Source organism: Microcoleus sp. K5-D4, assembly GCF_036704575.1.
Lineage (GTDB): Bacteria > Cyanobacteriota > Cyanobacteriia > Cyanobacteriales > Microcoleaceae > Microcoleus.
This window is the reverse complement of the sequence record NZ_JAUBSD010000106.1, coordinates 1-25,528: the sequence shown is the minus strand read 5'-3', so window position 1 is coordinate 25,528 and position 25,528 is coordinate 1. Positions and strand designations below refer to the sequence as shown.

The 25,528-nt window shown below is 46.6% G+C and carries 24 protein-coding genes and 2 pseudogenes; 10 read left to right on the top strand and 16 right to left on the bottom strand.

Going from position 1 to position 25,528, the window contains the following annotated elements; genetic code table 11:
• Nucleotides 1–213 precede the first annotated feature (213 nt).
• The 4 genes from QUA77_RS25245 to rppA all read right to left on the bottom strand — a co-directional run bounded on the left by QUA77_RS25245 (nt 214) and on the right by rppA (nt 4,359).
• Entirely contained in the window at nt 214–1,173 is a 960-nt protein-coding gene (locus tag QUA77_RS25245) for an aldo/keto reductase (protein WP_333039140.1), read from the bottom strand.
• A gap of 316 nt (nt 1,174–1,489) precedes the next feature.
• Nucleotides 1,490–2,041 carry a DUF3124 domain-containing protein gene (locus QUA77_RS25240; RefSeq protein WP_333039137.1) on the bottom strand — a complete coding sequence of 184 codons (552 nt, stop codon included), beginning with the start codon at nt 2,039–2,041 and terminating at the stop codon, nt 1,490–1,492.
• 341 nt (nt 2,042–2,382) lie between these two features.
• Nucleotides 2,383–3,663: a HAMP domain-containing sensor histidine kinase gene (locus QUA77_RS25235; protein WP_333039134.1), complete on the bottom strand. Its 1,281-nt coding sequence runs from the start codon at nt 3,661–3,663 to the stop codon at nt 2,383–2,385.
• Between the two features lie 18 nt (nt 3,664–3,681).
• A complete protein-coding gene (rppA, locus tag QUA77_RS25230; protein ID WP_333039133.1) occupies nt 3,682–4,359 on the bottom strand; it encodes a two-component system response regulator RppA in 678 nt (225 codons plus the stop codon).
• Between the two features lie 60 nt (nt 4,360–4,419).
• Between rppA and QUA77_RS29425 the strand changes: the two are divergent.
• Both QUA77_RS29425 and QUA77_RS25225 read left to right on the top strand, forming a co-directional pair.
• Nucleotides 4,420–4,755: pseudogene (locus QUA77_RS29425) on the top strand (YnfA family protein).
• A 163-nt stretch (nt 4,756–4,918) separates the two neighbouring features.
• On the top strand, nt 4,919–5,305 hold the full coding sequence (locus tag QUA77_RS25225) for a hypothetical protein (protein ID WP_333039132.1): 387 nt from the start codon (nt 4,919–4,921) through the stop codon (nt 5,303–5,305).
• 132 nt (nt 5,306–5,437) lie between these two features.
• Here the strand turns inward: QUA77_RS25225 and QUA77_RS25220 are convergent, their stop codons facing one another.
• Complete coding sequence (locus tag QUA77_RS25220; RefSeq protein WP_333039130.1) at nt 5,438–5,842, bottom strand: BON domain-containing protein; 405 nt, start codon at nt 5,840–5,842, stop codon at nt 5,438–5,440.
• 337 nt (nt 5,843–6,179) lie between these two features.
• Here QUA77_RS25220 and QUA77_RS25215 point away from each other — a divergent pair, with 337 nt between their 5' ends.
• The 4 genes from QUA77_RS25215 to QUA77_RS25200 all read left to right on the top strand — a co-directional run bounded on the left by QUA77_RS25215 (nt 6,180) and on the right by QUA77_RS25200 (nt 11,595).
• Nucleotides 6,180–8,894: a cation-transporting P-type ATPase gene (locus QUA77_RS25215; RefSeq protein ID WP_333453228.1), complete on the top strand. Its 2,715-nt coding sequence runs from the start codon at nt 6,180–6,182 to the stop codon at nt 8,892–8,894.
• An 81-nt stretch (nt 8,895–8,975) separates the two neighbouring features.
• Nucleotides 8,976–9,503 carry a hypothetical protein gene (locus QUA77_RS25210; protein WP_333453226.1) on the top strand — a complete coding sequence of 176 codons (528 nt, stop codon included), beginning with the start codon at nt 8,976–8,978 and terminating at the stop codon, nt 9,501–9,503.
• Between the two features lie 286 nt (nt 9,504–9,789).
• Nucleotides 9,790–9,921, top strand: coding sequence for a hypothetical protein (locus tag QUA77_RS25205; RefSeq protein ID WP_333453224.1), 132 nt, complete (start codon nt 9,790–9,792; stop codon nt 9,919–9,921).
• A 42-nt stretch (nt 9,922–9,963) separates the two neighbouring features.
• Nucleotides 9,964–11,595 carry a sodium:proton antiporter gene (locus QUA77_RS25200; RefSeq protein ID WP_333453222.1) on the top strand — a complete coding sequence of 544 codons (1,632 nt, stop codon included), beginning with the start codon at nt 9,964–9,966 and terminating at the stop codon, nt 11,593–11,595.
• On the opposite strand, the gene QUA77_RS25195 is transcribed toward QUA77_RS25200, so the two are convergent.
• From QUA77_RS25195 to QUA77_RS25180, 4 genes are all read right to left on the bottom strand, one after another.
• Entirely contained in the window at nt 11,552–12,268 is a 717-nt protein-coding gene (locus QUA77_RS25195; protein WP_333039123.1) for a TrkA family potassium uptake protein, read from the bottom strand. The two genes, QUA77_RS25200 and QUA77_RS25195, sit on opposite strands and share 44 nt — an antisense overlap.
• Before the next feature lie 208 nt (nt 12,269–12,476).
• Entirely contained in the window at nt 12,477–12,758 is a 282-nt protein-coding gene (gene gatC, locus QUA77_RS25190) for an Asp-tRNA(Asn)/Glu-tRNA(Gln) amidotransferase subunit GatC (protein WP_006635952.1), read from the bottom strand.
• 141 nt (nt 12,759–12,899) lie between these two features.
• Entirely contained in the window at nt 12,900–13,421 is a 522-nt protein-coding gene (locus tag QUA77_RS25185) for a photosystem I assembly protein Ycf3 (RefSeq protein ID WP_333039118.1), read from the bottom strand.
• Nucleotides 13,422–13,442: 21 nt separating this feature from the next.
• Nucleotides 13,443–13,616 (bottom strand): hypothetical protein, encoded by a 174-nt coding sequence (locus QUA77_RS25180; RefSeq protein WP_333039115.1) that lies wholly within the window; start codon nt 13,614–13,616, stop codon nt 13,443–13,445.
• Between the two features lie 436 nt (nt 13,617–14,052).
• On the opposite strand from QUA77_RS25180, the gene QUA77_RS25175 reads away from it, so the two are divergent.
• Nucleotides 14,053–15,366 carry a hypothetical protein gene (locus QUA77_RS25175; RefSeq protein WP_333453219.1) on the top strand — a complete coding sequence of 438 codons (1,314 nt, stop codon included), beginning with the start codon at nt 14,053–14,055 and terminating at the stop codon, nt 15,364–15,366.
• 194 nt (nt 15,367–15,560) lie between these two features.
• On the opposite strand, the gene QUA77_RS25170 is transcribed toward QUA77_RS25175, so the two are convergent.
• Together QUA77_RS25170 and QUA77_RS25165 are read right to left on the bottom strand one after the other, a co-directional pair.
• Entirely contained in the window at nt 15,561–15,785 is a 225-nt protein-coding gene (locus tag QUA77_RS25170; RefSeq protein ID WP_015174403.1) for a hypothetical protein, read from the bottom strand.
• A gap of 310 nt (nt 15,786–16,095) precedes the next feature.
• Nucleotides 16,096–17,271, bottom strand: coding sequence for a SpoIID/LytB domain-containing protein (locus QUA77_RS25165; protein ID WP_333453217.1), 1,176 nt, complete (start codon nt 17,269–17,271; stop codon nt 16,096–16,098).
• A gap of 264 nt (nt 17,272–17,535) precedes the next feature.
• Between QUA77_RS25165 and QUA77_RS25160 the strand changes: the two genes are divergently transcribed.
• Nucleotides 17,536–18,468, top strand: coding sequence for a ribonuclease Z (locus QUA77_RS25160; protein WP_333039106.1), 933 nt, complete (start codon nt 17,536–17,538; stop codon nt 18,466–18,468).
• A 404-nt stretch (nt 18,469–18,872) separates the two neighbouring features.
• Nucleotides 18,873–21,689, top strand: a complete 2,817-nt coding sequence (secA, locus tag QUA77_RS25155) for a preprotein translocase subunit SecA (protein ID WP_333453215.1) — start codon at nt 18,873–18,875, stop codon at nt 21,687–21,689.
• A gap of 79 nt (nt 21,690–21,768) precedes the next feature.
• Here the strand turns inward: secA and QUA77_RS25150 are convergent, their stop codons facing one another.
• The 5 genes from QUA77_RS25150 to QUA77_RS25130 all read right to left on the bottom strand — a co-directional run bounded on the left by QUA77_RS25150 (nt 21,769) and on the right by QUA77_RS25130 (nt 25,102).
• Nucleotides 21,769–22,719: a hypothetical protein gene (locus QUA77_RS25150; RefSeq protein WP_333453213.1), complete on the bottom strand. Its 951-nt coding sequence runs from the start codon at nt 22,717–22,719 to the stop codon at nt 21,769–21,771.
• A gap of 194 nt (nt 22,720–22,913) precedes the next feature.
• The gene (locus QUA77_RS25145) at nt 22,914–23,207 is read right to left on the bottom strand and encodes a DUF3288 family protein (protein WP_333453212.1); all 294 of its coding nucleotides are present in this window, start codon (nt 23,205–23,207) and stop codon (nt 22,914–22,916) included.
• 85 nt (nt 23,208–23,292) lie between these two features.
• Nucleotides 23,293–24,201, bottom strand: a complete 909-nt coding sequence (locus QUA77_RS25140; RefSeq protein WP_333039099.1) for a hypothetical protein — start codon at nt 24,199–24,201, stop codon at nt 23,293–23,295.
• 55 nt (nt 24,202–24,256) lie between these two features.
• A complete protein-coding gene (locus tag QUA77_RS25135) occupies nt 24,257–24,826 on the bottom strand; it encodes a tetratricopeptide repeat protein (RefSeq protein WP_333453210.1) in 570 nt (189 codons plus the stop codon).
• Nucleotides 24,827–24,913: 87 nt separating this feature from the next.
• Complete coding sequence (locus QUA77_RS25130) at nt 24,914–25,102, bottom strand: hypothetical protein (RefSeq protein WP_333059508.1); 189 nt, start codon at nt 25,100–25,102, stop codon at nt 24,914–24,916.
• 22 nt (nt 25,103–25,124) lie between these two features.
• On the opposite strand from QUA77_RS25130, the pseudogene QUA77_RS25125 reads away from it, so the two are divergent.
• A pseudogene (locus QUA77_RS25125) lies at nt 25,125–25,484 on the top strand (SDR family NAD(P)-dependent oxidoreductase); the annotation flags it as partial.
• Nucleotides 25,485–25,528 lie beyond the last annotated feature (44 nt).

Genomic DNA, 25,528 nt, shown 5'->3' with positions numbered 1-25,528 from the left:
CTACACAGTCTCTTATGCTTATTTTGTTAACTTTGTCAAGTTCATATTATACCAAATTAGATGAGCTTACCCTGGGTTTTTACCGACTCTGCAGGCTCTAACGAAGTACAATACAAAAAACCCGGTTTCAGACTCTCCCTGCGTCCGGGACTGTAAAAGTTGGTTTAAGCGTTCTGACTTTAGTCCTTTATCAACTGTCAACTGTCAACTGTTTTAAAAGTTCCACATAACGGGGTTATCGTCTAAATGATCGGTGACGGTGCGCCCGATCGCGTCAATTTCTTTTAATTCCTCTTCACTCAATTTTACCTCAGCAGCTTTTGCATTTTCGGCTGCTTGTTTCCCGTCGCGCGCGCCGACAATGGCATTTGTTTGTGGCTGGGAAATCAACCAGGCTAAAGCTAAGTTGCCCAAGCTTGTCTGGTGGCGATCGGCAATTGGCCTGAGTTGATTTAATGCTGTTTGCACTCGGTCGTAATTTTCTTTGATGAACAGCTTATTTTTGGCGCGGTGGTCGCCTTCTTCAAACTTGTGTTCTGGCCCGAATTTACCTGTCAATATTCCTTGAGCTAGAGATGAATAGGCAATGATGGAGATATGATTGTCCACACAATAGGACATAGCATCTTTTTCTACCCAGCGCCAAAACAGAGAATAGGGCGGTTGCAAGCTGTCGATGCGTCCGTATTGGGCGGCTTCTTCTATTTGGGCGCGGGAGAAGTTAGAAACGCCGATCGCCCGAATTTTTCCCTGTTCTTTTAACTTGTTCAGGGCGTCCATTGTTTCTGCAATTGGCACTAACTCCGAATTCCAAGTGCCGGCGGGCCAGTGGATTTGGTAAAGGTCGATATAATCGGTGTTGAGGTTTTTTAGCGATCGATCGCACGCTTCGATTAACAAATCGGGTTTCAAGTGGTTGGCGAAAACTTTGCTAGCATAAACTACTTGCGATCGCACATCTGAAAGTGCTTGACCGATAATTTGTTCCGAATGCCCTTCTCCGTAAACCTCAGCCGTATCAAAGGTGGTAATACCTGCCTCAAAAGCCGCGCGCATTGCTTTGACTGTTTCAGCATCCTCAATTCCCACCCACATCCGCTTCCCGGCTTGCCAAGTCCCCATAATTATCGGGGTAATCTGAATTTGTGATGTCCCCAATTGTCGCTTTTGCATACCCTAAGTCCTCATTTATATTTTTAGTATTCACCCTCAATCTCTCTAATCTTAACAGAAAAAAGTTGGGTAGTCATGCACAGTAATGCTATCGTTTTATTCTGAAATAATTATAGTGATGTACAAAGTTAAAAATTAAAAAGGAGCATTTCACTTTTGCAGCCAAGCTAGAAATTGGAGTTAAGAGTCAGGAGCCCGGGGAAAAAAGTCAGAATAAAAAAGGAAGAAGCCAGAAGAAGTGTTTTTACAAATATGAGATACTCCTATTATGGTAGTATAAAACTACCTGGTAAAGCAAGAATTTAATCCTCTAAAATCAGTTTAGCCTCCTGTATTGCTTGAGAACTTTAGCGGGACTGATAAATGAAATGCCCTGAGAAGAAGAGGTACTAATCATGACAGCTTCAATGACAGGCTCATAAACCGTTTTTTCTGCCACCCACTCCACAATAAAGTTGGCACCTGAGCCTCCACTTGTATCATCTGCTGCAATGAAAAAGTCTGTGGAAGCAAGCGGCTTGAGTTCTACTGAACTCTTAATATCCTGCTTAATCAATTTCCCATCGGTATCGTAGTAACGCACAGAAGTAATAATAATCGAATTTGTCAGATCCGTATTGCGGATACTGAGGGTGGCTGACAAATTCATGACATTATCCTGGCTATTGTAGTGATAAATATGCGAGTAAATAGGGACATATACGGTTTGTCCCATCACAACTTTTGTTTTATCTAACGTGACCGATCTCAGTGAGGTTTCACGTTTTGTATCAGGTTGTTGTCTTTGTGAAATAGTTTGCTCTGAACAAGAGATCAGGACGATCGCGGCGATCGCCCAACCAACCCAGAAATGTTGTTTCAGCTTCATCGGCATTCATCCAAATACACCACATGAATGGCAGTTACGTCTACAACAGAGCGAACCGTCTCCTGTAGACTAAAACCGTAGTTAATCTATCAATTTCTATGGGTAAAGCAAATTTATCCGTTAAATTACCCGTTGAGAATTATATTTTTTAACGGGCCAAGCCACAGGCAAGCTGGTATATGTCAACCATCGCAATGCTGTTCCCGACTTTTAATAACTGTTGGGCTGACCCCAGCCACATCATTCCGGTCCACCAATTAATACCTACAGGATTTATTGTCACCTCAACAACAAACATTATAGAACTACATACTACAAGCATTTCTCTTCCTTGAGGCGGCTCAGTCATAAGGTTTGAGCGGCAGTTCAACCTGGAACGTGGAGCCTTTGCCCACTGTACTCGTCACCTGTATTTGTCCGCTGTGTGCCTTGACAATTTGTTGGACGATCGCCAACCCCAGCCCAAAGCCTCCGCTGTCCTGCGATCGCTCGGTGTCTACTCGATAGAAGCGATCGAAAATATAGGGTAAGTCCGCTTCTGGAATACCGATTCCCGTATCGATTATCTGAATGACTGCCAAATTGGAATGAAGAACTAGCCGTATCTTTACAGTTCCGCCAACGGGAGTATATTTACAGGCGTTGTAAAGCAAGTTTTCGACTACTTGCCGCAGCAAATCAGGATCGGCCAATAATTCAATCCGTTGTTCCGGTGATTCGCAGGTCAGTTTGATATTTTGGGCTTCTGCAAGTGCGAGAAACTGGGTTGCTAAATTGCTGAGGAGCTCGTTGAGATTGATTAACCTGAGCGATTCCGGCGCAAGTCGCCCTTGATGACGAGCCAACAGCAGTAAATTATTCACGAGCGCTCCCATTGATTTTGCGCTATCTACAATGTTTTCTAAGGGAGGATGGTAACGCGGATCGTCAGCCGCGATGAGCAACCCAAGCTGGGCATTAGTGAGAATGGCAGACAGGGGCGATCGCAACTCGTGAGAGGCATCGGCTGTAAAGCGCTGAAGCTGCTGATAGGCTTGCCGAATCGGTTGCATGGCCAGCCCGCTGAGAAACCAACCTGTGAGGGCAATTAAGCCCAGTGTCAGCGGTACAGCGAGAGTTAGCACGATCTGAAGCTCAGTGAGCCTGTTTTGAGTTTCTGTCAGGGGAGTTGCAACCTGAAGATAACCGAGTACCCCTGTTCTACCTTCAACGGGTAATGTCACCTGACGCAGCCAGATTCCTTTTGCCAAAAGTGGATCGGTCGATCGAACTGTGAGATAACCAAAGGGCGTATTTAACCGCTCGGGAGGAGAATTCCCAAAAAAACGAACTAGCAGCCCTTGTGCGTTATACCAGCGCACGTAAATCAGATCTTCAGCAAGGGGATGCGAACCGCTACCTAACAAGGAAACATGACTCAGATCGACCTGGTTCTGGTTTTGGCGAACTTCATAATGCACGCTGGCAGCCATGATTCTGCTTTTGTCATATAGCAGTCGATCGAGCGCCTCTAGTTTATCTTTCACCTCAATCTGATAGATCGCCCCAGCAAACAGCACGAGAATGCTTCCCATTGAGAGGGTGAACCAACGAGCCAGATTGCGACGACTTTGATTAAACATGACTTGGCTTGACGATCGTTACTTGAGAGGGGAGGTGAGGCGATAACCCATACCGTAAATGCTCTCAATCCAGTCTGCCGATCCTACAGCCTGCAAGCGTTGGCGTAGTTTGCGAACTAGAACCGTGATCGCATTGCTCTCTGGTTCAGTCCCCCATTCCCACACGCCTTGTTCAATCTGATTCCGAGTCAAAACCTGTCGAGGATGACGCATAAAATACTCCAACAACTGAAACTCGCGACTGGAGAGTGAAACGGTTGCACCTTGTCGCTCAACAGTAAGAGTATCGAGGTGGAGGTGCAGATCCTCAAGGCTGAGCGTATCTCCTTGCCAAAGGGGCGATCGCCGTCTTAATGCCCGGACTCGTGCCATGAATTCAACCAAATCGATCGGTTTCACCAGGTAATCATCTGCACCTGCGTCCAACCCGGTCACTTTTTCAGGCGTGGTGTCTCTTGCGGTGATCATCAAAATCGGCGCTGTTTTCCCTGCCGATCGATATTGACGACAGAGATTTACCCCACTGATATGTGGCAACATCCAGTCCAAAATCAACAAATCATATTCTTTTTCTGATAACAGCCACTGTGCAGTCTCTCCATCTTTTACCCCATCCACGCTATGTCCTGCTTGAGACAGCACTGTTTGAAGTGGCATCAGTTGCTTTGGGTCGTCCTCCACAAGTAAGATTCTCATATATTTCTTTAATTGGGCTGATAAACATCGATCGGCTGATGAAATTTATCTATTTTAAGTATGAATCTAAAAATGCCAACACTTGCTTTTTTTCTATTTGCGGCTCTAGGAGAAATCTCTGGGTGTTACGCTTTCTGGGCCTGGGTGAGACTTGAAAAGAGCATTTTGTGGGTTGTTCCAGGAATTTTAGCTTTAATCTGTTTTGCGTTTTCTCTAACTCAAGTCAATGCCTCAAACGCTGGAAGAGTATATGCTGCCTAGGTCGGTATTTACATTCTTACATCTCTGGTTTGGTTGTGGCTCATTCAAGGAGTTAAGCCAGATAAGTGGGACTTGCTTGGTGTTACAATTTCCCTGATTGGAACTGCTGTAATTTTGTTCAGCCCACATCGCTGATTGCTGTTTTTATAGAACTCGAATAGTTTACGCATCGCCCTTGAGTAGGATTTCAGCAGAGCGATCGCTCCACTAAAGTGCAAATATAGCAATCCTAAATCATTTGTGAATTTCTTACTCCCTCCCCTTTGTAAGGGGAGGGTTGGGGTGGGGTAAAAAATTTATGTGGCAGGTTACTAAACGTTGGCTAAAAGCATCAGGCGCAGAGTTTTGGTTGCCATTGCCGTTTGTGGCGATCGCGTTTTGGGTTGGCTCCAGTTTCCTAATGGCTCAAGAATTACAACAACCCCAGATCGCAAAGAATAAACTTCAGGCAGATACCCAGCTTAAAGCAACGGTGTCTGTCAATATATTGCTGATCAATGCGGTGATTAACCGAAAACAAGGAACAACCCAGGTTGCGGTAGAAACAGCAGAACCCATTTTAAAGCGATTGGAATTAGAATTGCCAATGACTGACGCAACCCAGATAGAGGCAGCGATCGCGCAAGAACTTCAGTTATCGCGTCAAAATGTTCGCCAGTTAGTCCGTTACGAAATCGTTGAATAACTTTATTGTTTCAATATTGCGATCGCATCCAGTCAAATAAGGTTGGCAAATCCATAAGTTTCCTCGCTGCGATCGCACAATTCGTCAAGCGGCAATAAGTGTCAAATACTCTTGCCACTTGAGGATTAAGAACTACTGAGTGACGATTTCGTTATTGATGGAAACATTCGCTGCAACTTGCCGAGCAATTTGTTCGGCCAATGCTTTTTGTTCTGCCGTTTGAACGCGCCCTGTTAACACAAGCGAATTATCGCGATCGTCTGCCTCCAAATCGAATTGCTTGAGCGTGCCATCGGAGTCCAAGGCCTCTTCTACGCGATCGGCAATATCGTCAATGTCTTGATTCTGAGGCGTCTGTGCGGTCGTGGTGGCAGGCGCAGCAGTGGTTGGAACAGTCGTATTTCCAGTGGCAGTTGTGGGAGCAGAAGTAGATGGAACAGTTGTCTGTGAAGTATTGGGGGAGGTGCAAGCACCTAAACCCAAAATTGCAACAGTGCTGACGCTGATTCCTTGCACAAATAGCTTTAATAATTGCATATTCTTTGTTTGTTTTGTTTGTTGTGAAACGCAATTTTGCCGATAAAACTCAGGATGAAGTCTTTGAGCATTTAAAGTTAACAAGTGAATGTAGGAGAGTTCATCTATCAAAAGTAATGCTTTTTACAACCCTATTAAAAGGCAACAATCAGATCCAGTGAACTAAGGTTTGCAAGTCCATAAGCTATCTCAATCGGTTCTGTTCCTAAGTCTAGGGAGCAAATGTGATCCAAATGTGACTAACAGAAATCAGTCGGTCACTTTTCCCTCACATTCATCAATGACGCTAGAAACAAGACGAAATAACAGACAAGAATTGGGCTTGACAAGAAACGTTATGACTGCAACAAATGTAGAAAAATTAGTAGAACACTCTTGGCATCACCTCTCTGTCGAGAAAGTGGCTCGGCTTTTAGAGACTGACCTGGAAATAGGTCTATCTTCCGACGTGGCAGCAGAGCGGCGCGAGATCCTCGGCCCCAATCAACTAACGGCTCAGAAGCCGCAAAGTGCGTGGTTGCGATTTTTTCAGCAACTGAATCAGCCGCTAATCTACATTTTATTAGCCTCTGGCATAGTGACAGCATTTCTGAAAGAGTGGATTGATTCAGGGGTAATTTTTGGGGTGGCTCTGACGAATGCCACCATTGGTTTTGTTCAAGAATCAAAGGCCGAAAATGCGATCGCCGCCTTAGCAAAATCTGTTGCAACAGAGGCAACCATTCTCCGCCATGGTCAAAAGCAAGTGGTTTCATCCAGCGAACTGGTTCCTGGCGATCTCGTCTTGCTGTCTTCTGGGGATAAAGTGTCTGCGGATCTGCGGCTGATCGAAGTCCGTGACTTACAGGTTGATGAGTCAGCGTTAACGGGAGAATCTGTCCCGGTTCAGAAGCAATCCCAGGCGCTAGAGGCAGACGTTCCACTGGCCGATCGCACGAACATGGCGTATACCGGAAGCCTGGTAACGTTTGGACAGGGACGCGGGCTGGTCGTCAGCATTGGCGAGATGACCGAGACGGGACACATTTCCCAACTCATGCAGCAAAGTACGACACTGGAAACCCCCCTGAGCCGCAAAATTGACAAATTTAGCAAAACCTTGCTCTATGTCATTTTAGGTTTGGCTGCCTTCACCTTTGCTGCAGGCATTGCCCAGAGATTTTCTTGGGTTGAGGTGTTCAAGGCATCTGTGGCGCTTGCCGTCAGCGCAATTCCTGAAGGCTTACCCGCGATTTTAACGGTGACACTGGCGATCGGGGTTTCCCAAATGGCAAAGCAGCACGCCATTATTCGCAAACTTCCGGCAATTGAGACGCTGGGCAGCACCACCGTGATTTGTTCCGACAAAACCGGAACCTTGACAGAGAATCAAATGACTGTTCAAGAGATCGATGCCGGTGGAAAGCGATATCGGGTTAGCGGTGGAGGATATGCACCAGACGGGAAAATTTCTGTAAACGGACACTCGGTTGACCTGGCGAACGCACCTGCTTTATATGAATGCCTGCAAGCAGGACTGTTGTGCAACGATTCTTATCTAGACGTGCAAGACGGCAACTGGACTGCGATCGGTAGTCCAACGGAAGGGGCCCTGGTTGCGGTAGCCCAAAAAGCGGGGTTAATTGCTGAGAAACTGGAGGAAGCGCTTTGCCGGCTCGATACACTGCCGTTTGAATCTCAGTTTCAATACATGGCAACCTTACATGACGATCGCCCACAACGGTTGATTTATGTCAAGGGTTCAATTGAGGCAATTCTCAAGCGGTGTCGCCTGATGCTCGATGAACAGGGAGAGGCGAGATCCCTCAACCCCGCGCCGATCGAGCAAACCGTGGACAGAATGGCAAAAAAAGGGTTACGAGTTCTGGCACTTGCCAAGAAAGTTGTACCCGCTTCTCAATCTTCAATAGAGCATTCTGATATTGAGCAAGGGTTAATTTTTCTCGGTCTGCAAGGCATGATCGACCCGCCCCGCCCCGAAGCGATTCAAGCGATTCAAGCCTGTCGGTCTGCGGGAATTCAGGTCAAGATGATTACCGGCGACCATGCCAAAACAGCAGCAGCGATCGCCCAACAAATGGGACTAAATCAAACCCAAGATGCTCCTGTTTTTACAGGTCAAGAACTCGCTCAAATGAATCAGCAGCAATTAGCCAATGCTGTCGAACAAAGCTGCGTGTTTGCTCGTGTCGCGCCAGAACAAAAGCTCCGCATTGTCGAAGCACTTCAGTCTAAGGGCGAGATTGTGGCGATGACTGGAGATGGAGTTAACGATGCTCCCGCCCTGAAGCAAGCTGACATTGGGGTAGCGATGGGCATTACGGGCACTGAAGTCACAAAAGAAGCCGCAGATATGATTCTGACGGATGACAACTTTGCTTCGATCGAGAAAGCAGTTGAGGAAGGACGCACGGTTTATAAGAATCTGCTGCGGGCGATCGCCTTCATCCTGCCCGTGAATGGTGGAGAGTCCATGACCATCTTGATTGCCGTACTTTTGGCAACCCCGCTACCCATTTTGCCAGTACAAATTCTCTGGCTGAATATGGTCAGTTCAGTTGCATTGAGCTTACCGTTGGCATTTGAGCCGCCCTCTCCCGATGTCATGCAGCAGCCGCCTCGACCTGCCAATGAACCGCTTCTGTCTCGCAGGCTGACCGCTCGGATTCTGACAGTTTCGGTATTTAACTGGATTGCGATCTTTGGGATGTTTGAATGGATCGTCCAAACCACAGGCAATGAAGCTCTAGCCCGGACGATGGCAATTCAAGCATTGGTTGCAGCCGAAGCTTTTTACCTGTTAAGCATCAGTCGCTTCGTTCCGGCGATCGTCGCCAAACTGCGCGGTAAAGATGAATCAGTTGGCTACGCGGTAGCGATCGGCATTGGGGCTATTTTCATTCTCCAATTCCTGTTTAGCCAATGGGGCATTATGAATCAGTTATTCGACACAGAAGCTTTGAACCTAATCCAAGGCTTAATTTGTATCGGATTCGGACTGCCAATGATTCCTTTGTCAGCTTTGCTAAAGCGTTTTGCACCTCTAAACTAAGCGGTTTTTGTGATGCAACCATTGCCAGCGGCTTTACGCACTATTTATCAATTTTGTAGCGTTGAACATTGAATATTTCTCATGAATTACCAAAATCTCAAACGTGCTAGCGGCCTATTTACTAATCATCGAAACGCAGAGCAGGCGCTAGTGGAGCTAAAAAGCAGGGGCTTCCCCATGCACAAGATTTCAGTGATTGCTAAACCTTCTGACAATAATGATTTGGACTCTCTGGGCGTGCAGCAAATTTTAATCACAAGAGTAGCAGGCGCCCAAGTAGGGGCGATCTTAGGCAGCATACGACTAGGTTCACTAGCCTTAATTGTTGGACTCAGCAGCCTGCTAATTCCCGGTATTGGTCAGGCAGTAGCGGTGGAAAGCATTTTAGCAACTTTCTTTGGAAGTGGGATTGCTGCAACTGCTGGCGGTCTATATGGCGCACTTCAAGGATGGTTGGTGCCAGAAGAACAAGCAAGAATTTACAATAACAGATTTAACCAGGGAGATTATTTGATCGTCATGGAGGCAAGAGAAAATGAGATCGTGATTGCTGAACCTGTCCTTAAACGTTGGGAGATTCTGACGTGGCGTGTCTGTGATGCTACCTAAATTCAAGGTAAGAAAGGACGATTACCTTCAAGGATTTTAGTCCAGGGAATCAGAACGTCTAAAACCCACTCAAAAATTGGACGGTCGATGACTGTGGGCGATCGCTCTCCTACTCCTTAGATATGAGATATGGATCGACAACTTCCATTACCCGCCTTAGCGGCAACCGCGATCGGGTCGGCAACACTTCAGAAGAGACTGTTTAAAAAAAAATTAAAACCCAGCACAATTAAGAGCAATTAGCATCCTGTAAGGGTTGGAAAATCATCCAGATCTACCAAAAAAATTGCACTCTAAAAACGATGCGATCGCCCAACAAACCCAGAAATCCTATTTCAGCTTCATCGGCATTCATCCAAATAGACCACATAAATTGCAGTTACGTCTACAGCAGAGTGAACCGTTTCCTGTAGACTAAAACGGTAGTTAATCTGTCAATTTATTTGAGGAAAACGAGTTTATGAGAGGAGTATCGGCGATCGAGTGGATTGTAGCGCAAGCACCTCCCTTGGGCAGCGATCCTGCTACAAATAGCCAAACTGCAGGAGCCATTCCTGAATTGGTAATCATCTTGATCATTCTGCTGCTGATTGCAACTTTTGTTGCACTCGTAACCCAACGGTTGCGAATTCCCTATGTGACGGGCTTAGTGTTAGCAGGCTTGCCCATTACCGAGCTCTTGTCGCGTCGAATTGGTTTAGACCCCTCTTTAGTATTAAATCTTTTCCTACCCATTCTGATTTTTGAAGCAGCTATCAATACGGATATCAGCCGTCTCCGCAGCACCTTTAAGCCGATCGCGCTGCTGGCGGGCCCAGGCTCTATCTTTTCCTCAGCAATTATCGCTGTTCTGGTTAAATTTGGGCTGGGGCTAGACTGGATTCCAGCGTTGCTGATCGGAGTCATTCTGGCAAACACTGATACAGTCTCGATGATCGCGGTTTTTAAAGAGATCCGCGTGCCTTCTCGATTGTCCACAATTGTTGAGGGAGAAACTCTGTTCAATGATGCGGCTGCTCTAATTTCATTTAATTTGGTTTTGGTCATTTATGCGACAGGCTCTCTCACCGCTATACAAGGCGTGAAGGAACTGCTCGTGGTTGCCTTAGGTGGGGCACTGGTTGGGGGTGTTTTAGGTTACTTGAGCGTGCCGATATTTGTTCGCTTAAACGATCCGTTGAGTAGCCTTTTGCTAACCGTCGCTCTCGCATTGGGAACCTTCCAAATCGGACAATTTTTAGGCGTATCGGGCGCAGTGGCGGTGGTCATCACCGGACTTGTTTTTGGCAACCTCGGGCTGCCTCGCAGTTCGTCTGCCTCGGATCGGATTACCTTGCTGAGTTTCTGGGAATACGCTGGTTTTGGCGTCAATACGTTTATTTTCCTGCTGATTGGAATTGAAATTAACCCGCTGACGCTGTGGAGAATTTTGCCATCCATTTTATTCGTCATTCTGGCCTATCAACTGGGACGGATTCTCTCGGTCTATTTGTTATTAGCGGGCCTGCGTTGGTTCGATCGCCCCATTCCGCTACGCTGGCAGCACATTTTGGTTTTAGGGAATATTAAAGGGTCTCTCTCAATGGCCTTAGCTGTTGCCATTCCCTTGACCCTACCAGGACGGGATAACATCATTGCCCTGGTGTTCGGTGCAGTTTTATTCTCTTTGGTCGGACAGGGATTAAGTTTACCGTGGATAGTAAAACGACTAAAAATTAGCCGTGTTTCTGATGTAATGCAGGAAGCTGGGCAGTTACAGATTCAGTTGATCGCTTCCAAAGCGGCTCAAGATGAGCTAGATAGTTTGCTGAAATCTGGCGTGTTGCCGAAGGCAGTTTACGAAGAGTTATGGGCATCATATCAAGCACGAGTAGCACACTCTGAGCGAGTGCTGCGCGATCTCTACAATCAACATCGGGCCGGGCAAGTCCAGGGCGATCGCAGCGGGCTAGATACGATTCGACGGCGATTGCTTCTAGCAGAAAAAGGAGCAGTTAGCGATGCCCTCCGCAAGCGAATTGTCCCAGAGGATCTGGTTCATCCTTACATCAAAGATTTGGATGAGAAACTTCTAACGTTGGCAGATGACTAGCGCGAATGCCGAGGTAATCAATCATCTGGTGAACTAGCTCTGGACGGGTGACGACCAAGATGGTAGAGCCTGCTTCAAGAACAGTATTGCCGTTCGGAATCTCCAGATTGGCGCAGGCATGGCATTGATAACCAATAATCAGCGAACCTTTTGGAAAACGAGGGTCTTGAGCAATTTGAGCAACGGTGTGACCTGCCACCTTGCAATCGCCTGGAACTGGCAGCTTTAGTACCTCGACTTGCCCGTGTTCAAAGTGCATCATCGACTCGATTTGGGGGTATTCAATCGCATTCGCCATTGATGCAACTGCCAAATCAATAGTGCTGATGATGTGACTGGCTCCGGCAAGTCGATAGGCTTCCTGGAATTCGCGATCGCGCATTCGCACCACAATATGGGAAATGCCATAGCTCCTGGATAGGGTGATCAGTGCTAAATTCAGTGCATCATCGCTGAGTGCTGCAACGACTGCGTTTGCTTGTTTAATTCCCGCTTCCAGAAGAACCGTTGTACTCACCGCACTGCCTTCAAATGCCATCACTCCGATTTTTTCACGAGCAAAGCGACACGCAAGCGGGTCGGCATCGATGATTGCAACCGTATGACCGAGTTTTAATAGCTGCTGGGCTAAACCCAGCCCCATCATTCCTGCTCCACCAATTAATATGTACATGACTATTTGTCACCCCAAGAATGAACTTTACAGATTTATCCCTATTAGTGAGATTGTTTTGAGTTTCTATCAGTTTAATCTGCTTGTGGGGTGGCTTTTACCGGGCTTACTTATTACTTGTTCCACACTTAGTTTAATCTGCTTGAGGGGTTGGCATGGGAGCCAGCCCCTCAAGTGATTTTCCTCAGTTATGTACGCAGCGGGAACCCTACATAATCTTAGGCACTTTAAAAAACTCCCCATCGCGATCGGGAGCTCCCTCCAAAATACTTTCTCCCTTAGCAAAAGGTTGCAGATCGTCCGATCGCATTACGTTACTAACATCGATCGCCCGCGTTGTCGGCTGCACCTTACTCGTATCTAGTTCACTCAACTGCTCGAAATAATCTAAAATACCGTTAAGTTGACCAGTAAACTGCTCTTCTTCCTCCGGCGTTAATTCCAATCTGGCTAAATTCGCTACTTTCCGAACTTCTTCTCTGTCAATCATAAAAATCGGGAATGGGGAATTGGGCATTGGGAATTGGGCATTGGGCATTGGGCATTGGGAATTGGGCATTGGAAATTGGTTATTTGTTACTAGAGAAACGACGAACTACTAACTATGCCCCATGCCCCATGCCCATCCTAGTTAAAAATACACATCAATTTGCGATCGACCTGTCGTCTTAAGCCAATTTTGCACTTCAATGTAATTGTTTGGGGCCAAGCGAATAGCCTCTTTCCAATAATCGGCAGCTTTATCAAACAGCCCTTCCGCCCCTTCAATATTGCCAGCTTCCTTTTCCTTTTCCCCTTGATAGTGGTAAATCACAGCAATATTATTCAGTGCTTGTGGCATTCTCGGATTGAGATCCAATGCCTCGCTGTAATATTCCAAAGCTTTATCATGTTCGCCGTTGCTAGTATGGATCAGCCCCATATTGTACAAGACATAACTGCGATCGTAAGGATCTTCCTCCAGCTTCAGCGCTTCATGGTAATTATCCAACGCTTCAGCATATTCGCCATCTGCTTGAGCTGACATACCATCCCGGTAATAAGCAAAAGCTTCCTTCGCCTGCTTTTTGGCCGGCATAATCTTCAGGATGATATCAGCCATTACCGTGAAACTTTTGTCAATAAAGTTATCGTTGCGTTGAGTTCTTGGCATATGCGATTCTTTGGTTAGTGGCTAATCAGAAAAATTAGCCTGTAAAGTTTTCCTATTAATAATTGCGCCACTGTTGTAGTGGGCCGTTGTGTTGAGGGCGCTAAAAGGTTTAGTCGATCGCAACTGCGAACCTTCAAACACGCCCTTGGGTTTAACACTCTCGCAAGTTCTATCTATTTTATATAAGTCTTGCAAGACTTGCAAAAAAACCAGATTTCTTTAACCTCTCTCGTACTCTACACAAAACTTACAAAAACCCGCAACGGTGGAAAAAGTTCTGCTGGAGGGTGCAGGGACAATCATCTTCGATGGCTTTCCTTCGGATCGCGAAAGCTAACACCAACGGGCGATGATCGCGCACCGTACCCTACTAACTGTACTCACCATCCCCGTCGTTGACTCTCAGAGCAAACAAGCAAATAGCCTGCCGAGGAGAAATTCACTCACAAAGTTTTATTAAGCTATCCGAGTTCAGCCCATACTTAAAAGTTATTCGGCAAAACACTAGCAATATTTTGCCCCAAAGTCAAGGGCAGCCTCAAAAAAAATCAGAAAGGCGATCGCCAAAACCAGCTCGAATTCCCGCAATATATAATAAAAATAACCGGGTAATTTTCACAGAGAGAAACCTATGGCTCCGAATCCCACCATTATGCAAGCCGTCGAACAACTTGGCTACCGCGTTACGGTTGGAGACGTGGCGGCAAAAGCTGGATTAGATGTCAATTTTGCCCAGCGAGAACTGTTAACCCTCGCCTCCGAAGCAGGCGGCAACCTGCAAGTAGCAGAATCCGGCGACATTGCCTACCTATTTCCCAAGAACTTTCGAGATATTTTGCGAAACAAATTCTTGCGCTTGCAGTTGCAGGAATGGTGGCAAAAAATCTGGCGCATTTTATTTTATCTGATTCGGATATCTTTCGGCATAGTGCTGGTAGCTTCTATCCTCTTAATTTTTGTTGCTATCACGATTTTACTCTCCAGCGGCGATAGCAATAACAGCGGCAGCGGAGGAGACGGTGGTAGCGGGGGCGGCAGAGGCGGCGGCTTTTCCTTTTTTCCCTACTTCTGGAACGACTTAATCTGGATATTTTACTGGAACCATGACCAACCATACTACCAGCAGCGATCGCGCTTAACTGACCAAAAACCCCAGATGAGTTTTCTAGAAGCAGTTTTCTCCTTTCTATTTGGAGACGGGAATCCAAATCACAATCTAGAAGAGCGCAAGTGGAGTGATATTGCGACTGCAATTCGCAACAACCGAGGCGCCGTCGTCGCCGAACAAATTGCCCCATATCTCGACAATCTCGGACAAGGATACACCCGAGAATACGAAGAATATATGCTACCCGCTCTCGCTCGTTTTGACGGCCGCCCCGAAGTCAGTCCCGAAGGGCAAATAGTCTACCACTTCCCGCAATTACAAACCACAGCCACCGAGAGAAATTCTGAACCAGTAGCAGCTTATTTGCGAGAAATGCTGTGGCGTTTCAGCAACGCCAGCTCCGGCCAAATCATGCTCGCGGCAGGGTTAGGAGCGGTCAATCTTGTCGGTGCGTTAGTTTTGGGGAATCTATTAACTAATAATTTGATAGCCGGTGGGTTTATCGGTTTCGTCAGCACTGTTTATCCCATGATCCTGATTTACGGCGTCGGATTTCTCGCAATTCCTTTAATTCGCTACTTCTGGATTCAGTGGAAAAATAGACGGATAGAATTCCGCAATCAAGAGCGTCAGCAGCGAGCAATGTTATTAAACGAACCAGAAGCAAACTTGCTCAAAAAACTGGCCTACGCGCAGGAATTTGCAGCAGAAAACGTTCTGACCGGAGAAGACTTAGCTTATACCACAGAAACAGAATTAACCCAACAAGAACTAGAACAGTCAGCCAAAATAGATGCCGAATGGCAGCGCCGGATCGATCGATCCGACAACTTGTAATACTAAGAAAAAAAAACAGTTGTTTGTTGTTAAATTAGGTTGCATTAAAATCTTGCACTATTTTCAAGAATAGGCAGGATGCGTGTTCCAAAAAAAAATATCTTTGTTGGGGAACTGGTTTTTAGCTCGTTGCTAAGAATTGTGGAAAATATCAATTTTTATTGATGTCATAATTTTTTCTACTCCGAGGTTTATTAAATAAGCTTAGGGCGTTTAAAAATTAAACAATTTTGGTCATACTTCGAGTCGTGATCCAGAGCCACAAGTTCCCATCCCTCCTCGCCCAAATGATTGACAAATAGATGAAGCGAACCTTGTTTCCAATCTCGCTGTTCTTCACCGTTTACATATAAACTAATCAGCTTGTTTCCAAAAGGATACATATTCGCATCCACAAATAAATACTCCCACTTTTGCATAGCAATCCTTAATGTAGTTAGTGATCAGTCTAGTAGTCGTTAGTCATTAGTCATTCCCAATTTCCAATTTCTAATTCTTCGCCTACGCGGTTCCTGGCCTGCCACTACGCGGTTCCTGAGCGTAGTCGAAGGGCCCTACAAGTTCCCAATTCCCAATTCCCAATTCCCAATTCCCTGTATTCAGGACACGGAAGTCACGAATACAGGAATAGCTGTTTTTCCCTTCTTCCTTCTTCCTTCTTCCTGAGATCCGTTACATCCCAAGAAAGCGAATTTGTTGCCGAACTTCTTCCTTGCCCATTCCCAGCAGTTACTGGACTGCAATTCTAGCCAAAGTAGCACCTCGGTAATAGTGCAACAAAATCTGCTGGTAGCCGTATCCCTGTCTGGCCAAATTGTATGCCCCCCACTGGCTCATTCCTACAGCATGACCGAAACCTTTGCCAGCAACTTGAAAACCCGTAGGAGCTTGGCCGCTGTTCCTTGGGTTCCCACCGCCCCCATACTGAGGAATCACGGTAAACCGCGTACTTCTCAAATTTAAAACCCGGCGTAAATCTGCGCCAGTCATGACCCTAGAACCGCCATCTCCAACTACTTTCATCCTCAAAACGCTGCCGTAAGCGGTAGTGCGTTCTGGTTTCATCGAGATCACATTGCCCACGCCAGAAATCCTATTGCTGATTTGAGCCCGGGAAAAACTTTCTTTCCATTGGTAAACCGGCGCCCCTTGGTCGAAGTCAGGAACAGCACGCAGGTAAGGCAGAGGTTCTGTCCAAACATCCTCGACATTTTCAGTATGTCCCCCAGAGGCAGAGTGGAAAGCGGCTAAAATAATCTGACCGTTGTAGGCCAGAACTTGACCGGCGGTTGCATCGACTGCCGAATAAGTGCCAGAAGATTCTGTTTGCAGTCCTTTGTAAACCTGCGAAGACTGAGTGCTGTCTACGTCGTAAAGCTCGGTTTCGCTTTTGAGGCGCTGGTGGATAGCGTAGGAACGGGCGGCGACTGCTTGGGCTTTCAAAGCCTCTTGAGGCCAATTGCCACTCATTTCGGCGCCGAGAACGCTGTAGAGATATTTTTCGATATCGACGTAGTTGATGGCAGTCAAGCCTCCTTTTTGGGGAACCAGAAGCGTGCGTCCCCGATACCAACGATCGCCAATCCAGACATAACCGTTCCCCGTCGGCTCGATCCAAACTTGGTTGGCCGCCCAGCGACCAATTGCCACTGTTCCCGATCGAAATTGAGCTGACTGAGAACTGTTTGCCGACAGTTCGCCCAAATTGCGCCCGCTACCGTCGCGGATTGCAGCCTTAGTAGAACTGCCGACTTTTACCTGACTTGCCCCGTCTTGTACCGCCACTCGCAAGATCAGCGCGGCCTGTGCTGGGGCTACCATTGCCAGCCAAAACAACAGCGAAATCCAAAAGTAGCGTTTTTTTAATGTCGAAAAAACGGAACCAAAAAATACTCCTGACGGCATTTGAAAATTTTCCTCCTGTGCTGTATGAGTTTAAGAATTTTTAAGAGAAGGCAAGGGAAAAAGGAAGGGGAACGGAAGAAACAAAACGTTAGAATTGGGTGGATCGCTCTGTACGCTTGTCAAAAATGATTTTAGCGAAGAGATGTTCGCAGGAACAGCGATTTATCCCGGTTCCTGGCTGCGACTATTTCCTGTATGTCGGATTTGCCGCACTCTGGATATATGTAACATATTTTTAAAGACTTAATTGAGGTGATTTGACTCTTGCAGATTACATTTCTCGGAACTAGCTCCGGCGTCCCCACGCGATCGCGCAACGTTTCCAGCATCGCCCTCCGCTTGCCCCAGCGAGCGGAACTCTGGCTGTTTGACTGTGGCGAAGGAACTCAGCACCAGTTTCTCCGCAGCGATCTCAAAGTCAGCCAACTAAGCCGCATTTTTATCACTCACCTGCACGGCGACCATATTTTCGGCTTAATGGGTTTGCTGGCTAGCTGCGGTTTGGCGGGGAATGTCAAGCGCATCGATCTTTACGGGCCTCCGGGACTTGAAGAATATTTGCAAGCTGGTGTTCGGTATTCTCAAACTCATTTTTCTTACCCGGTTAAGGTACACAAAATTCACGAAGGAGTCATCTATGAAGATGACGAATATATTGTTAGCTGCGGCCCTTTGAAGCACCGAGTTACTGCTTTTGGTTATCGAGTAACTGAGAAAGACCGTCCGGGACATTTTGATGTAGAAAAAGCGAAGGCTGTGGGTATTCCTTCCGGGCCGATTTACGGTCAATTAAAACAAGGAAAGACGGTAAAGTTAGAGGATGGGCGACAGTTTAAAGGTACTGATTTTTGTGGCCCGGATCAAATCGGGCGCAAGTTTGTTTATTGTACTGACACGGTTTTTTGTGAGGGGGCCGTGGAATTAGCGAAGGATGCTGATTTGTTGGTTCATGAAGCTACTTTTGCTCATCAAGATGCTCAAATGGCATTCGATCGCCTGCATTCAACTTCCACAATGGCGGCTCAAGTGGCTTTGATCGCTGGGGCGAAGCAGTTAATTATGACGCATTTTAGCCCGCGTTATGCTCCCGGAAATGCGATCGTCCTGGATGATTTGCTCAAGGAAGCGCAGGCTATTTTTCCGAATACGAAAATGGCCTATGACTTTTTGACTTATGAAGTGCCGCGGCCTGTTTAAAACTAGGGTTAATCTGACCTGAGATGTGAAGGCATTTTCAATAAGGGCGATCGGGGCGGGCTAGGAGGGCCCACCCCACAAAAACATTAATCTATTGTGGAACAGGCCGGAAAGCCTGTTGCTGAAATTAATCCAACAAAAACATTAATCTATTGTGGAACAGGCCGGAAAGTCTGTTACGCCCTGGAATTGTCAATAAGCACGTATACCTGAGCTGCGATCGCTACCCACCTTCACCAACTTCAATCTAAAATCTAAAATCCCAAATCGAGCGATCGCCCCCAGCGACGGCCCAGGAGAGCCAATGGTTGCTACAATCGGGGAGGGTATATGTTGTGGCTAACACTACAGCCCCTAACCCTGAAAGCTAATAGCTAAATTATTAAAAATCTGCCTCTCCTGCCATGTTTAAAAATCTGCTAGGCGATCCCAACGCGCGCAAACTGAGAAAATTTCAGCCTTGGGTAGCTGATATCAATATTTTGGAAGAAGACATCCGCGCACTCTCAGACGACGGCCTCAGAGGCAAAACGGCGGAGTTTCAAGAACGTCTGGCAAAAGCTAAATCTCTCAACGAAGAGAAAGAGATCCTAGACGAAATCTTGCCGGAGGCTTTTGCAGTCGTGCGGGAAGCGGGACAACGGGTTTTAGGAATGCGCCACTTTGATGTCCAACTCCTCGGGGGCATTATCCTGCACAAAGGCCAAATTGCCGAAATGAAAACCGGTGAAGGCAAAACTTTGGTGGCGACGCTGCCAGCTTACCTTAACGCCCTCAACGGCAAAGGCGTACACATCATCACCGTCAACGATTATCTCGCAAGGCGGGACGCGGAATGGATGGGACAAGTGCACCGCTTCCTGGGATTGACTGTGGGACTGATTCAGCAGGGAATGGATCAGGTGGAACGAAAGAAAAATTATAGCTGCGATATTACCTACGCCACTAACAGCGAAGTCGGCTTCGATTATTTGCGCGACAACATGGCTACTGTCATGGAAGATGTCGTGCAGCGTCCTTTTAATTTCTGCGTGATTGACGAGGTTGACTCGGTGCTGATTGATGAAGCACGGACGCCTTTAATTATTTCCGGCCAGGTGGAACGCCCCAGTGAGAAGTATATACGAGCGGCTGAGGTAGCTGCTGCTCTGAGAAAGGAAAATGAAGAACATTACGAGGTTGACGAAAAGGCTCGGAACGTGCTGTTGACCGATGAAGGCTTTGGTGAAGCTGAGCGGTTGTTGGGCGTTACGGATTTGTACGACCCGGCTGACCCTTGGGCGCATTACATTTTTAATGCGATTAAGGCGAAGGAATTGTTTATTAAGGATATTAACTACATCGTCACTCCCGATCGCGAAGTCGTGATTGTGGATGAGTTTACGGGCCGGGTGATGCCTGGACGGCGTTGGAGTGACGGTTTGCACCAGGCGATCGAAGCGAAGGAACGGGCGGAAATTCAGCCGGAAACTCAGACGCTGGCGACGATTACTTATCAGAATTTCTTTTTGCTTTATCCGAAGCTGTCGGGGATGACTGGGACGGCAAAGACTGAGGAAACGGAGTTTGAGAAGATTTACAATCTGGAAGTAACACTGATTCCCACTAACCGGATTACCAGCCGTAGTGACCTTTCCGATATGGTGTACAAGGCGGAGGCTGGGAAGTGGAATGCCATCTCCCAAGAATGCGCGGAAATGCACGATATCGGTCGGCCGGTGCTGGTGGGCACTACGAGTGTGGAAAAGTCAGAGTTGCTGTCGCGGCTGCTGCTGGAGAGGAAAATTCCTCACAATTTGCTTAATGCTAAACCGGAAAATGTGGAGCGGGAATCAGAAATTATTGCTCAAGCCGGACGCAAAGGCGCTGTGACGATCGCGACCAACATGGCGGGACGCGGTACTGATATTATTTTGGGCGGTAATTCTGAGTACATGGCGCGCCTGAAGTTGCGGGAGTATTTTATGCCCCGGATCGTGCAACCCGAGGATGAGGACGGGTTTTCTGTGGTGCAAGTGCCTGGTATTAGTGGCCGCCCCGCACCTCAAGGTTTTGCTCCGACTACGAAAAAGGTAAAGTCTTGGAAAGCTTCGGCGCAGATTTTCCCGACGCAATTATCGAAAGATGCCGAGCAAATGCTCAAGGCGGCGGTGGAATTGGCGGTGAAGGAGTACGGGGAGCGATCGCTCACGGAATTGCAAGCCGATGATATCGTGGCTATAGCTTCGGAAAAAGCGCCGACAAAAGACCCGGTAATTCAAAAATTGCGGGAAGCTTACAATCTAACTCGCAGCGAATACGATGCTTTTACCAGCACTGAACACGATGAAGTCGTGAAGTTGGGAGGGCTCCACGTCATCGGTACCGAACGCCACGAATCGCGCCGGATAGACAATCAGTTGCGCGGCCGGGCGGGACGCCAAGGAGACCCGGGTTCTACGCGGTTTTTCTTGAGTTTGGAAGACAATTTGCTCAGGATTTTCGGCGGCGAACGGGTGGCCGGTTTGATGAAGGCTTTCGGTGTGGAGGAAGATATGCCGATCGAATCTGGAATGCTGACTCGTTCCCTCGAAGGCGCTCAGAAAAAAGTCGAAACCTACTATTACGATATCCGCAAGCAGGTATTTGAATACGACGAAGTGATGAACAATCAGCGTCGAGCAATCTATGCGGAACGTCGCCGAGTATTGGAAGGTTTGGACTCCAAAGAACAGGTAATTAGGTATGCCGAACAGACGATGGACGACATCGTGGGAGCATACATCAATCCCGATTTACCTTCGGAAGAATGGGAACTCGACAAACTTGTGAGCAAGGTGAAGGAATTTGTTTATCTGCTCGCTGACATGACACCGGATCAGCTAGAAGATTTGTCTGTTGAGGAAATTAAAACATTCCTGCACGAACAAGTCCGCAATGCTTACGACATTAAAGAAGCGGAAGTTAATGCAATCCGAGCTGAATTAATGCGAGATGCGGAACGGTTCTTTATTTTGCAGCAAATTGATACTTTGTGGCGGGAACACTTGCAACAAATGGATGCTTTGCGCGAGTCTGTAGGGCTGCGCGGTTACGGTCAGAAAGACCCGCTGATCGAGTACAAAACTGAAGGTTACGAGCTGTTTTTGGACATGATGACGGATATCCGCCGCAATGTGGTTTATTCGCTGTTCCAGTTCCAGCCACAGCCGGCAATGCAAGTTTCACCAGAGATGGTTTAACTCAGCCGTTATGGCATTCACGGTATTATACCAGCAAGTTACGTCACCCCCAACAGACAAATGCTAGGGGTGGCGTTTTTTATTCTGCCAATACGGCAAATTGTATAGAACCTCTGTACGGATCGTCCCAATCTCCACTTGCATCGCGAAGAGCTAGATGCCCAACAACCTCAATCTCGCGATCGCTCAGCTTTCTGGCTTCTATATTTACTGTTGCTCTGTGCAGAGGATGATCGTCTTGTCTTGAATCAAAACTTAGATTAAATCCTGTCATTACAGCAGCACAATTTCCAATGTTTCTGGGAAACGACAGTCTAACTCTTTGCTCGAGAGGACCCGAACCACTGTGAAAAGCAAAATCTAATCTCCCAGAGCGAATTTGGAAGTTGCTGTTCTCCCGAACGATCTCAGCCAAAGTTGCATATCGAATAAATCCTTCGTACACATCTGTAGGACTGTCATCTCGCAAACCTAAAGAGCCTGAAACTTGCACCTGATTGGGTGAGGGTAACTGTGTTTGAAGTTCAACATCGAGTTCAAAGAAATTCGTGTCATTTTGCGGGTATCTCGCCTGAAAACCACTTAATGCAGTAATGTTTGCTTGAATTTCAGTTGAAAAATTGACGGATTCGCTCATTGTCCGCGGTACATTACCAGCGGCTGGTGGAAAGTTAAAAGTTCCGCCAAGAATTTCTTCCTGTTCGCCACCCAGCAGTACGAATCTGATTGCTCCTGCATAACCGTCATCCCAGTTGTTTGAATTATCTCGCAAACCAAACTCTCCGGTGACTTCAACCGATTGAGATGACAGATTCCGACTCCGTAAATCTACATGAATTAATTGAACTTCATGCTCGTCTTTTGTCCCATCATTAGTCACTCCTGTCCTGCCCGTGTACATAATATCAAATCCCGAAATCAACGTAGCTGTTGCAGTGACAGGTTGTGGAAAATTCAGTGCTTGCTCTGCTGTTTGAGGACCAGCTCCTTTTGTTGGCGCAAATGGCAAAGTTCCTTGTTGAATCAACATGGGGTTTCTCCTCTACAAGGCAAACTGCCTTGTTTTGTTGTAATAATTTAGCTCCTATTCTGAACAACGATCTACCCGAGCGCCCAGTCGCATTTTCGAGTGACACTCATTTAAGCGACAGCCAGCGATCGCATTCGGGGAATTTTAGCAAAGACGAACCTATTTTGTTACGGGAAATCAACTGCATAATTATACTACACCCAATCTTCTTGGTCGCTTTTTTGCTTCCTGTAAACTTCACCTGTGGTGTGAATTTTGCGGGTTTGTTCGTACAGAGTTTCCGGTGTAAGATTCCATTTTTGCAAGGCTTTTTCTAAGTCTTTTTGGATATCTCTAGCGCCGGGAAAGCCGCGGTAGCGAATGATTAATCTTGCTAATTCCGATAAATTGTAGTCGGTGGCTTCTCCTGCTAATAAAGTATCGACACTGGCTCGATCGCGTTTGTATTGCGGATGCTGCTGATCTTGAGTTTTTTCTACTGAATCCATACTATTTACGTTTCTCAATCATTTAGAATACCTAGATGCTCGACTTCTTCAAGAAGTCGGGTATTTAATGAAACTTAAAGTTTTACTATGTTTTCGCTTCAGTCATTCCCAGAAATTTTTGTGTTTGTTCAGTAATACCAAATAGTCGATCGCCGTGACAAAAGATTTCCCAGGCGCGAATTCCCATAAAGCCAATACCTGCAACCGCCAAGGGAATCGCTGCGGCACCTAAAAGGGCGGCAATGGGGGGAAATATCATGCACAGTGTTAACAGAATGCCAGTAATAACACCGCCAGCAATGCCAGCTTTGGCGGTGGCGGTGGCGACTTGTTCGACTAACTCTGATTGCGTAATTTTGCCTTCAACGCACAATAACGAATTTTCTAATATCGAAAATATTAACTCAATTACTGCTGCGGCGATCGCCCCTTTCATTGCAGCCCCAACGATTTCGGCAACTGCTGCTTTAAACGCTGCATCCGCTAAAACTTGCTTAGCGACAGCTAATTCTGCGGCAGTCATGTCTACACCACCGCGAGCACGATTCACCCAAAAATGTTCAAAAATCCCGTTAGCAGCTTCGCTTCCGCCTCCATTGACGTGCGCTTGGATGTGACTCCAATCTTTATCTTGACAGAAGTTGCGAATTGCTTCTGGGCCTTGGACACGAATTTGGGCGGGTATGGATTCAAATACTTTTGCTGCTTCTTGAACATTTCTGATGCCGTCACGCATACCAGCCCTCGCAAATTTGATTTGCAGATTAGTTGGCAGGTTCTCAAAACGGATGTTGTGTGCTATTTTAAAAGCTTCTTGAGTGGCGATCGCCCCAGCACTAACCATTGAACTTGGCGCTGATTGTACCCACGCCGTTAATACAGTTGCATTTTCCTCAACTTTTGCAGCAATTTGGTTGGCTAAGTTTTGGGTATCAGCAACAGTTTCTTGTACTTTAGCCGTTAGGAATTCGAGCGGATTCTGGCTAATTTCCATGTTGATCCAGCTTGCATCGTTAATAATTGAATTATTTTGACTATAACATTCCTCTTCAGTAAGTGTGATTTTTTACTGAATTGCTTCTACCTTCTAACTCCGGCTGTAAATTTAGAGCTTTTTTTTGATAAAATAAACCTTCATTGATTCGACCTTGCTCTTCCAAACTTTTGCCTAAATTCCAATAAGCGACGGCTAAATCTGGTTGAATAACAATAGATTTTTGATAGTAAGTTATGGCGTCATCAAGCTGACCTTGTTTGTAAAACATACTGCCCAAGTTAACATAGGCTTCGACAAAATTAGGGTCAACTTCGATCGCCTTGGAGTAGGCGCGAATTGCCGCGTCTATTTTGCCTTGGGCTTGCAGGATATTGCCTAGAGTTTTGTAGGTGGCGGCGAAATTGGGTTGCTGGCGAAGTGCTTGGTAACAGGATGCGATCGCCTCTACATATTTCTGTTGCGTATAATAAATTTCTGCTATCTTGTTGAGTGCGATCGGACTATCCGCTTGAATGGCTAAGATTTTTTGATATTGAGCCATCGCCTCCTCAAGTTTTCCTGATTTCTGGAGGCTGTCGCCTGCGGACAAATACTGCTCTGCTAACTCGAAATTTACGCTCATAGATTTTACTTTAACAGCCGACACTACTTTACCACAAGTGTTAGTTAGCAACCGCGATTTCTAGAAAAATTATGGCTATTTGAGATTTTAAATTTGTTTCTGTACCGGAATGCGGAAAAAAATAGTATGATTATTCTGAACCAGCATCAACGCTAATTGCAGAGAAAATGTCATGGCATCACTAGCAGGAAAAGTGGCAATTGTGACTGGTGCATCGCGAGGAATTAGACGCGCGATCGCCCTGCGATTATCCCAAGAAGGCGCATAAGTTGTCATCAACTAAGCCAGAGGTGCACAGCAGGCTAAAGATGTTGTGTCAGCGATTGAAGCAGCAGGCGGCAAAGCATTAGCGGTGCAAGCCGATGTCAGCAAAACCTCAGAAATTCGCCATTTGTTCGATCGCACTCAGGAAACCTATTCACAAGTCGATATTTTAGTCAATAATGCGGGAGTAATTCTTTACAAACCTGTAGCGGAAGTTACCGAAGCAGAGTTTGATAATCTTTTTTCAATTAACGTCAAAGGCACGTTTTTTGCTTGTCAAGAAGCTGCTAAACGGATGGCGGAGGGAGGAAGAATTGTTAATTTTTCCAGTTCGACAACGGCGGTAATGATGCCAACTTACGCTGGGGGGGTGACAAAGATGCCTAAGAGATAGACCGAATCAGGGTTGCAGCCCGCATACCTTGTTGGTAAAAGCGG

Excerpts from the sequence above, each read along its gene's own strand:
- QUA77_RS25245 (WP_333039140.1), bottom strand. The coding sequence starts at position 1,173 with ATGCAAAAGCGACAATTGGGGACATCACAAATTCAGATTACCCCGATA.
- QUA77_RS25240 (WP_333039137.1), bottom strand. The coding sequence starts at position 2,041 with ATGAAGCTGAAACAACATTTCTGGGTTGGTTGGGCGATCGCCGCGATC.
- QUA77_RS25235 (WP_333039134.1), bottom strand. The coding sequence starts at position 3,663 with ATGTTTAATCAAAGTCGTCGCAATCTGGCTCGTTGGTTCACCCTCTCA.
- rppA (WP_333039133.1), bottom strand. The coding sequence starts at position 4,359 with ATGAGAATCTTACTTGTGGAGGACGACCCAAAGCAACTGATGCCACTT.
- QUA77_RS25225 (WP_333039132.1), top strand. The coding sequence starts at position 4,919 with ATGTGGCAGGTTACTAAACGTTGGCTAAAAGCATCAGGCGCAGAGTTT.
- QUA77_RS25220 (WP_333039130.1), bottom strand. The coding sequence starts at position 5,842 with ATGCAATTATTAAAGCTATTTGTGCAAGGAATCAGCGTCAGCACTGTT.
- QUA77_RS25215 (WP_333453228.1), top strand. The coding sequence starts at position 6,180 with ATGACTGCAACAAATGTAGAAAAATTAGTAGAACACTCTTGGCATCAC.
- QUA77_RS25210 (WP_333453226.1), top strand. The coding sequence starts at position 8,976 with ATGAATTACCAAAATCTCAAACGTGCTAGCGGCCTATTTACTAATCAT.
- QUA77_RS25200 (WP_333453222.1), top strand. The coding sequence starts at position 9,964 with ATGAGAGGAGTATCGGCGATCGAGTGGATTGTAGCGCAAGCACCTCCC.
- QUA77_RS25195 (WP_333039123.1), bottom strand. The coding sequence starts at position 12,268 with ATGTACATATTAATTGGTGGAGCAGGAATGATGGGGCTGGGTTTAGCC.
- gatC (WP_006635952.1), bottom strand. The coding sequence starts at position 12,758 with ATGATTGACAGAGAAGAAGTTCGGAAAGTAGCGAATTTAGCCAGATTG.
- QUA77_RS25185 (WP_333039118.1), bottom strand. The coding sequence starts at position 13,421 with ATGCCAAGAACTCAACGCAACGATAACTTTATTGACAAAAGTTTCACG.
- QUA77_RS25175 (WP_333453219.1), top strand. The coding sequence starts at position 14,053 with ATGGCTCCGAATCCCACCATTATGCAAGCCGTCGAACAACTTGGCTAC.
- QUA77_RS25170 (WP_015174403.1), bottom strand. The coding sequence starts at position 15,785 with ATGCAAAAGTGGGAGTATTTATTTGTGGATGCGAATATGTATCCTTTT.
- QUA77_RS25165 (WP_333453217.1), bottom strand. The coding sequence starts at position 17,271 with ATGCCGTCAGGAGTATTTTTTGGTTCCGTTTTTTCGACATTAAAAAAA.
- secA (WP_333453215.1), top strand. The coding sequence starts at position 18,873 with ATGTTTAAAAATCTGCTAGGCGATCCCAACGCGCGCAAACTGAGAAAA.
- QUA77_RS25150 (WP_333453213.1), bottom strand. The coding sequence starts at position 22,719 with ATGTTGATTCAACAAGGAACTTTGCCATTTGCGCCAACAAAAGGAGCT.
- QUA77_RS25145 (WP_333453212.1), bottom strand. The coding sequence starts at position 23,207 with ATGGATTCAGTAGAAAAAACTCAAGATCAGCAGCATCCGCAATACAAA.
- QUA77_RS25140 (WP_333039099.1), bottom strand. The coding sequence starts at position 24,201 with ATGGAAATTAGCCAGAATCCGCTCGAATTCCTAACGGCTAAAGTACAA.
- QUA77_RS25135 (WP_333453210.1), bottom strand. The coding sequence starts at position 24,826 with ATGAGCGTAAATTTCGAGTTAGCAGAGCAGTATTTGTCCGCAGGCGAC.
- QUA77_RS25130 (WP_333059508.1), bottom strand. The coding sequence starts at position 25,102 with ATGACAACTTATGCGCCTTCTTGGGATAATCGCAGGGCGATCGCGCGT.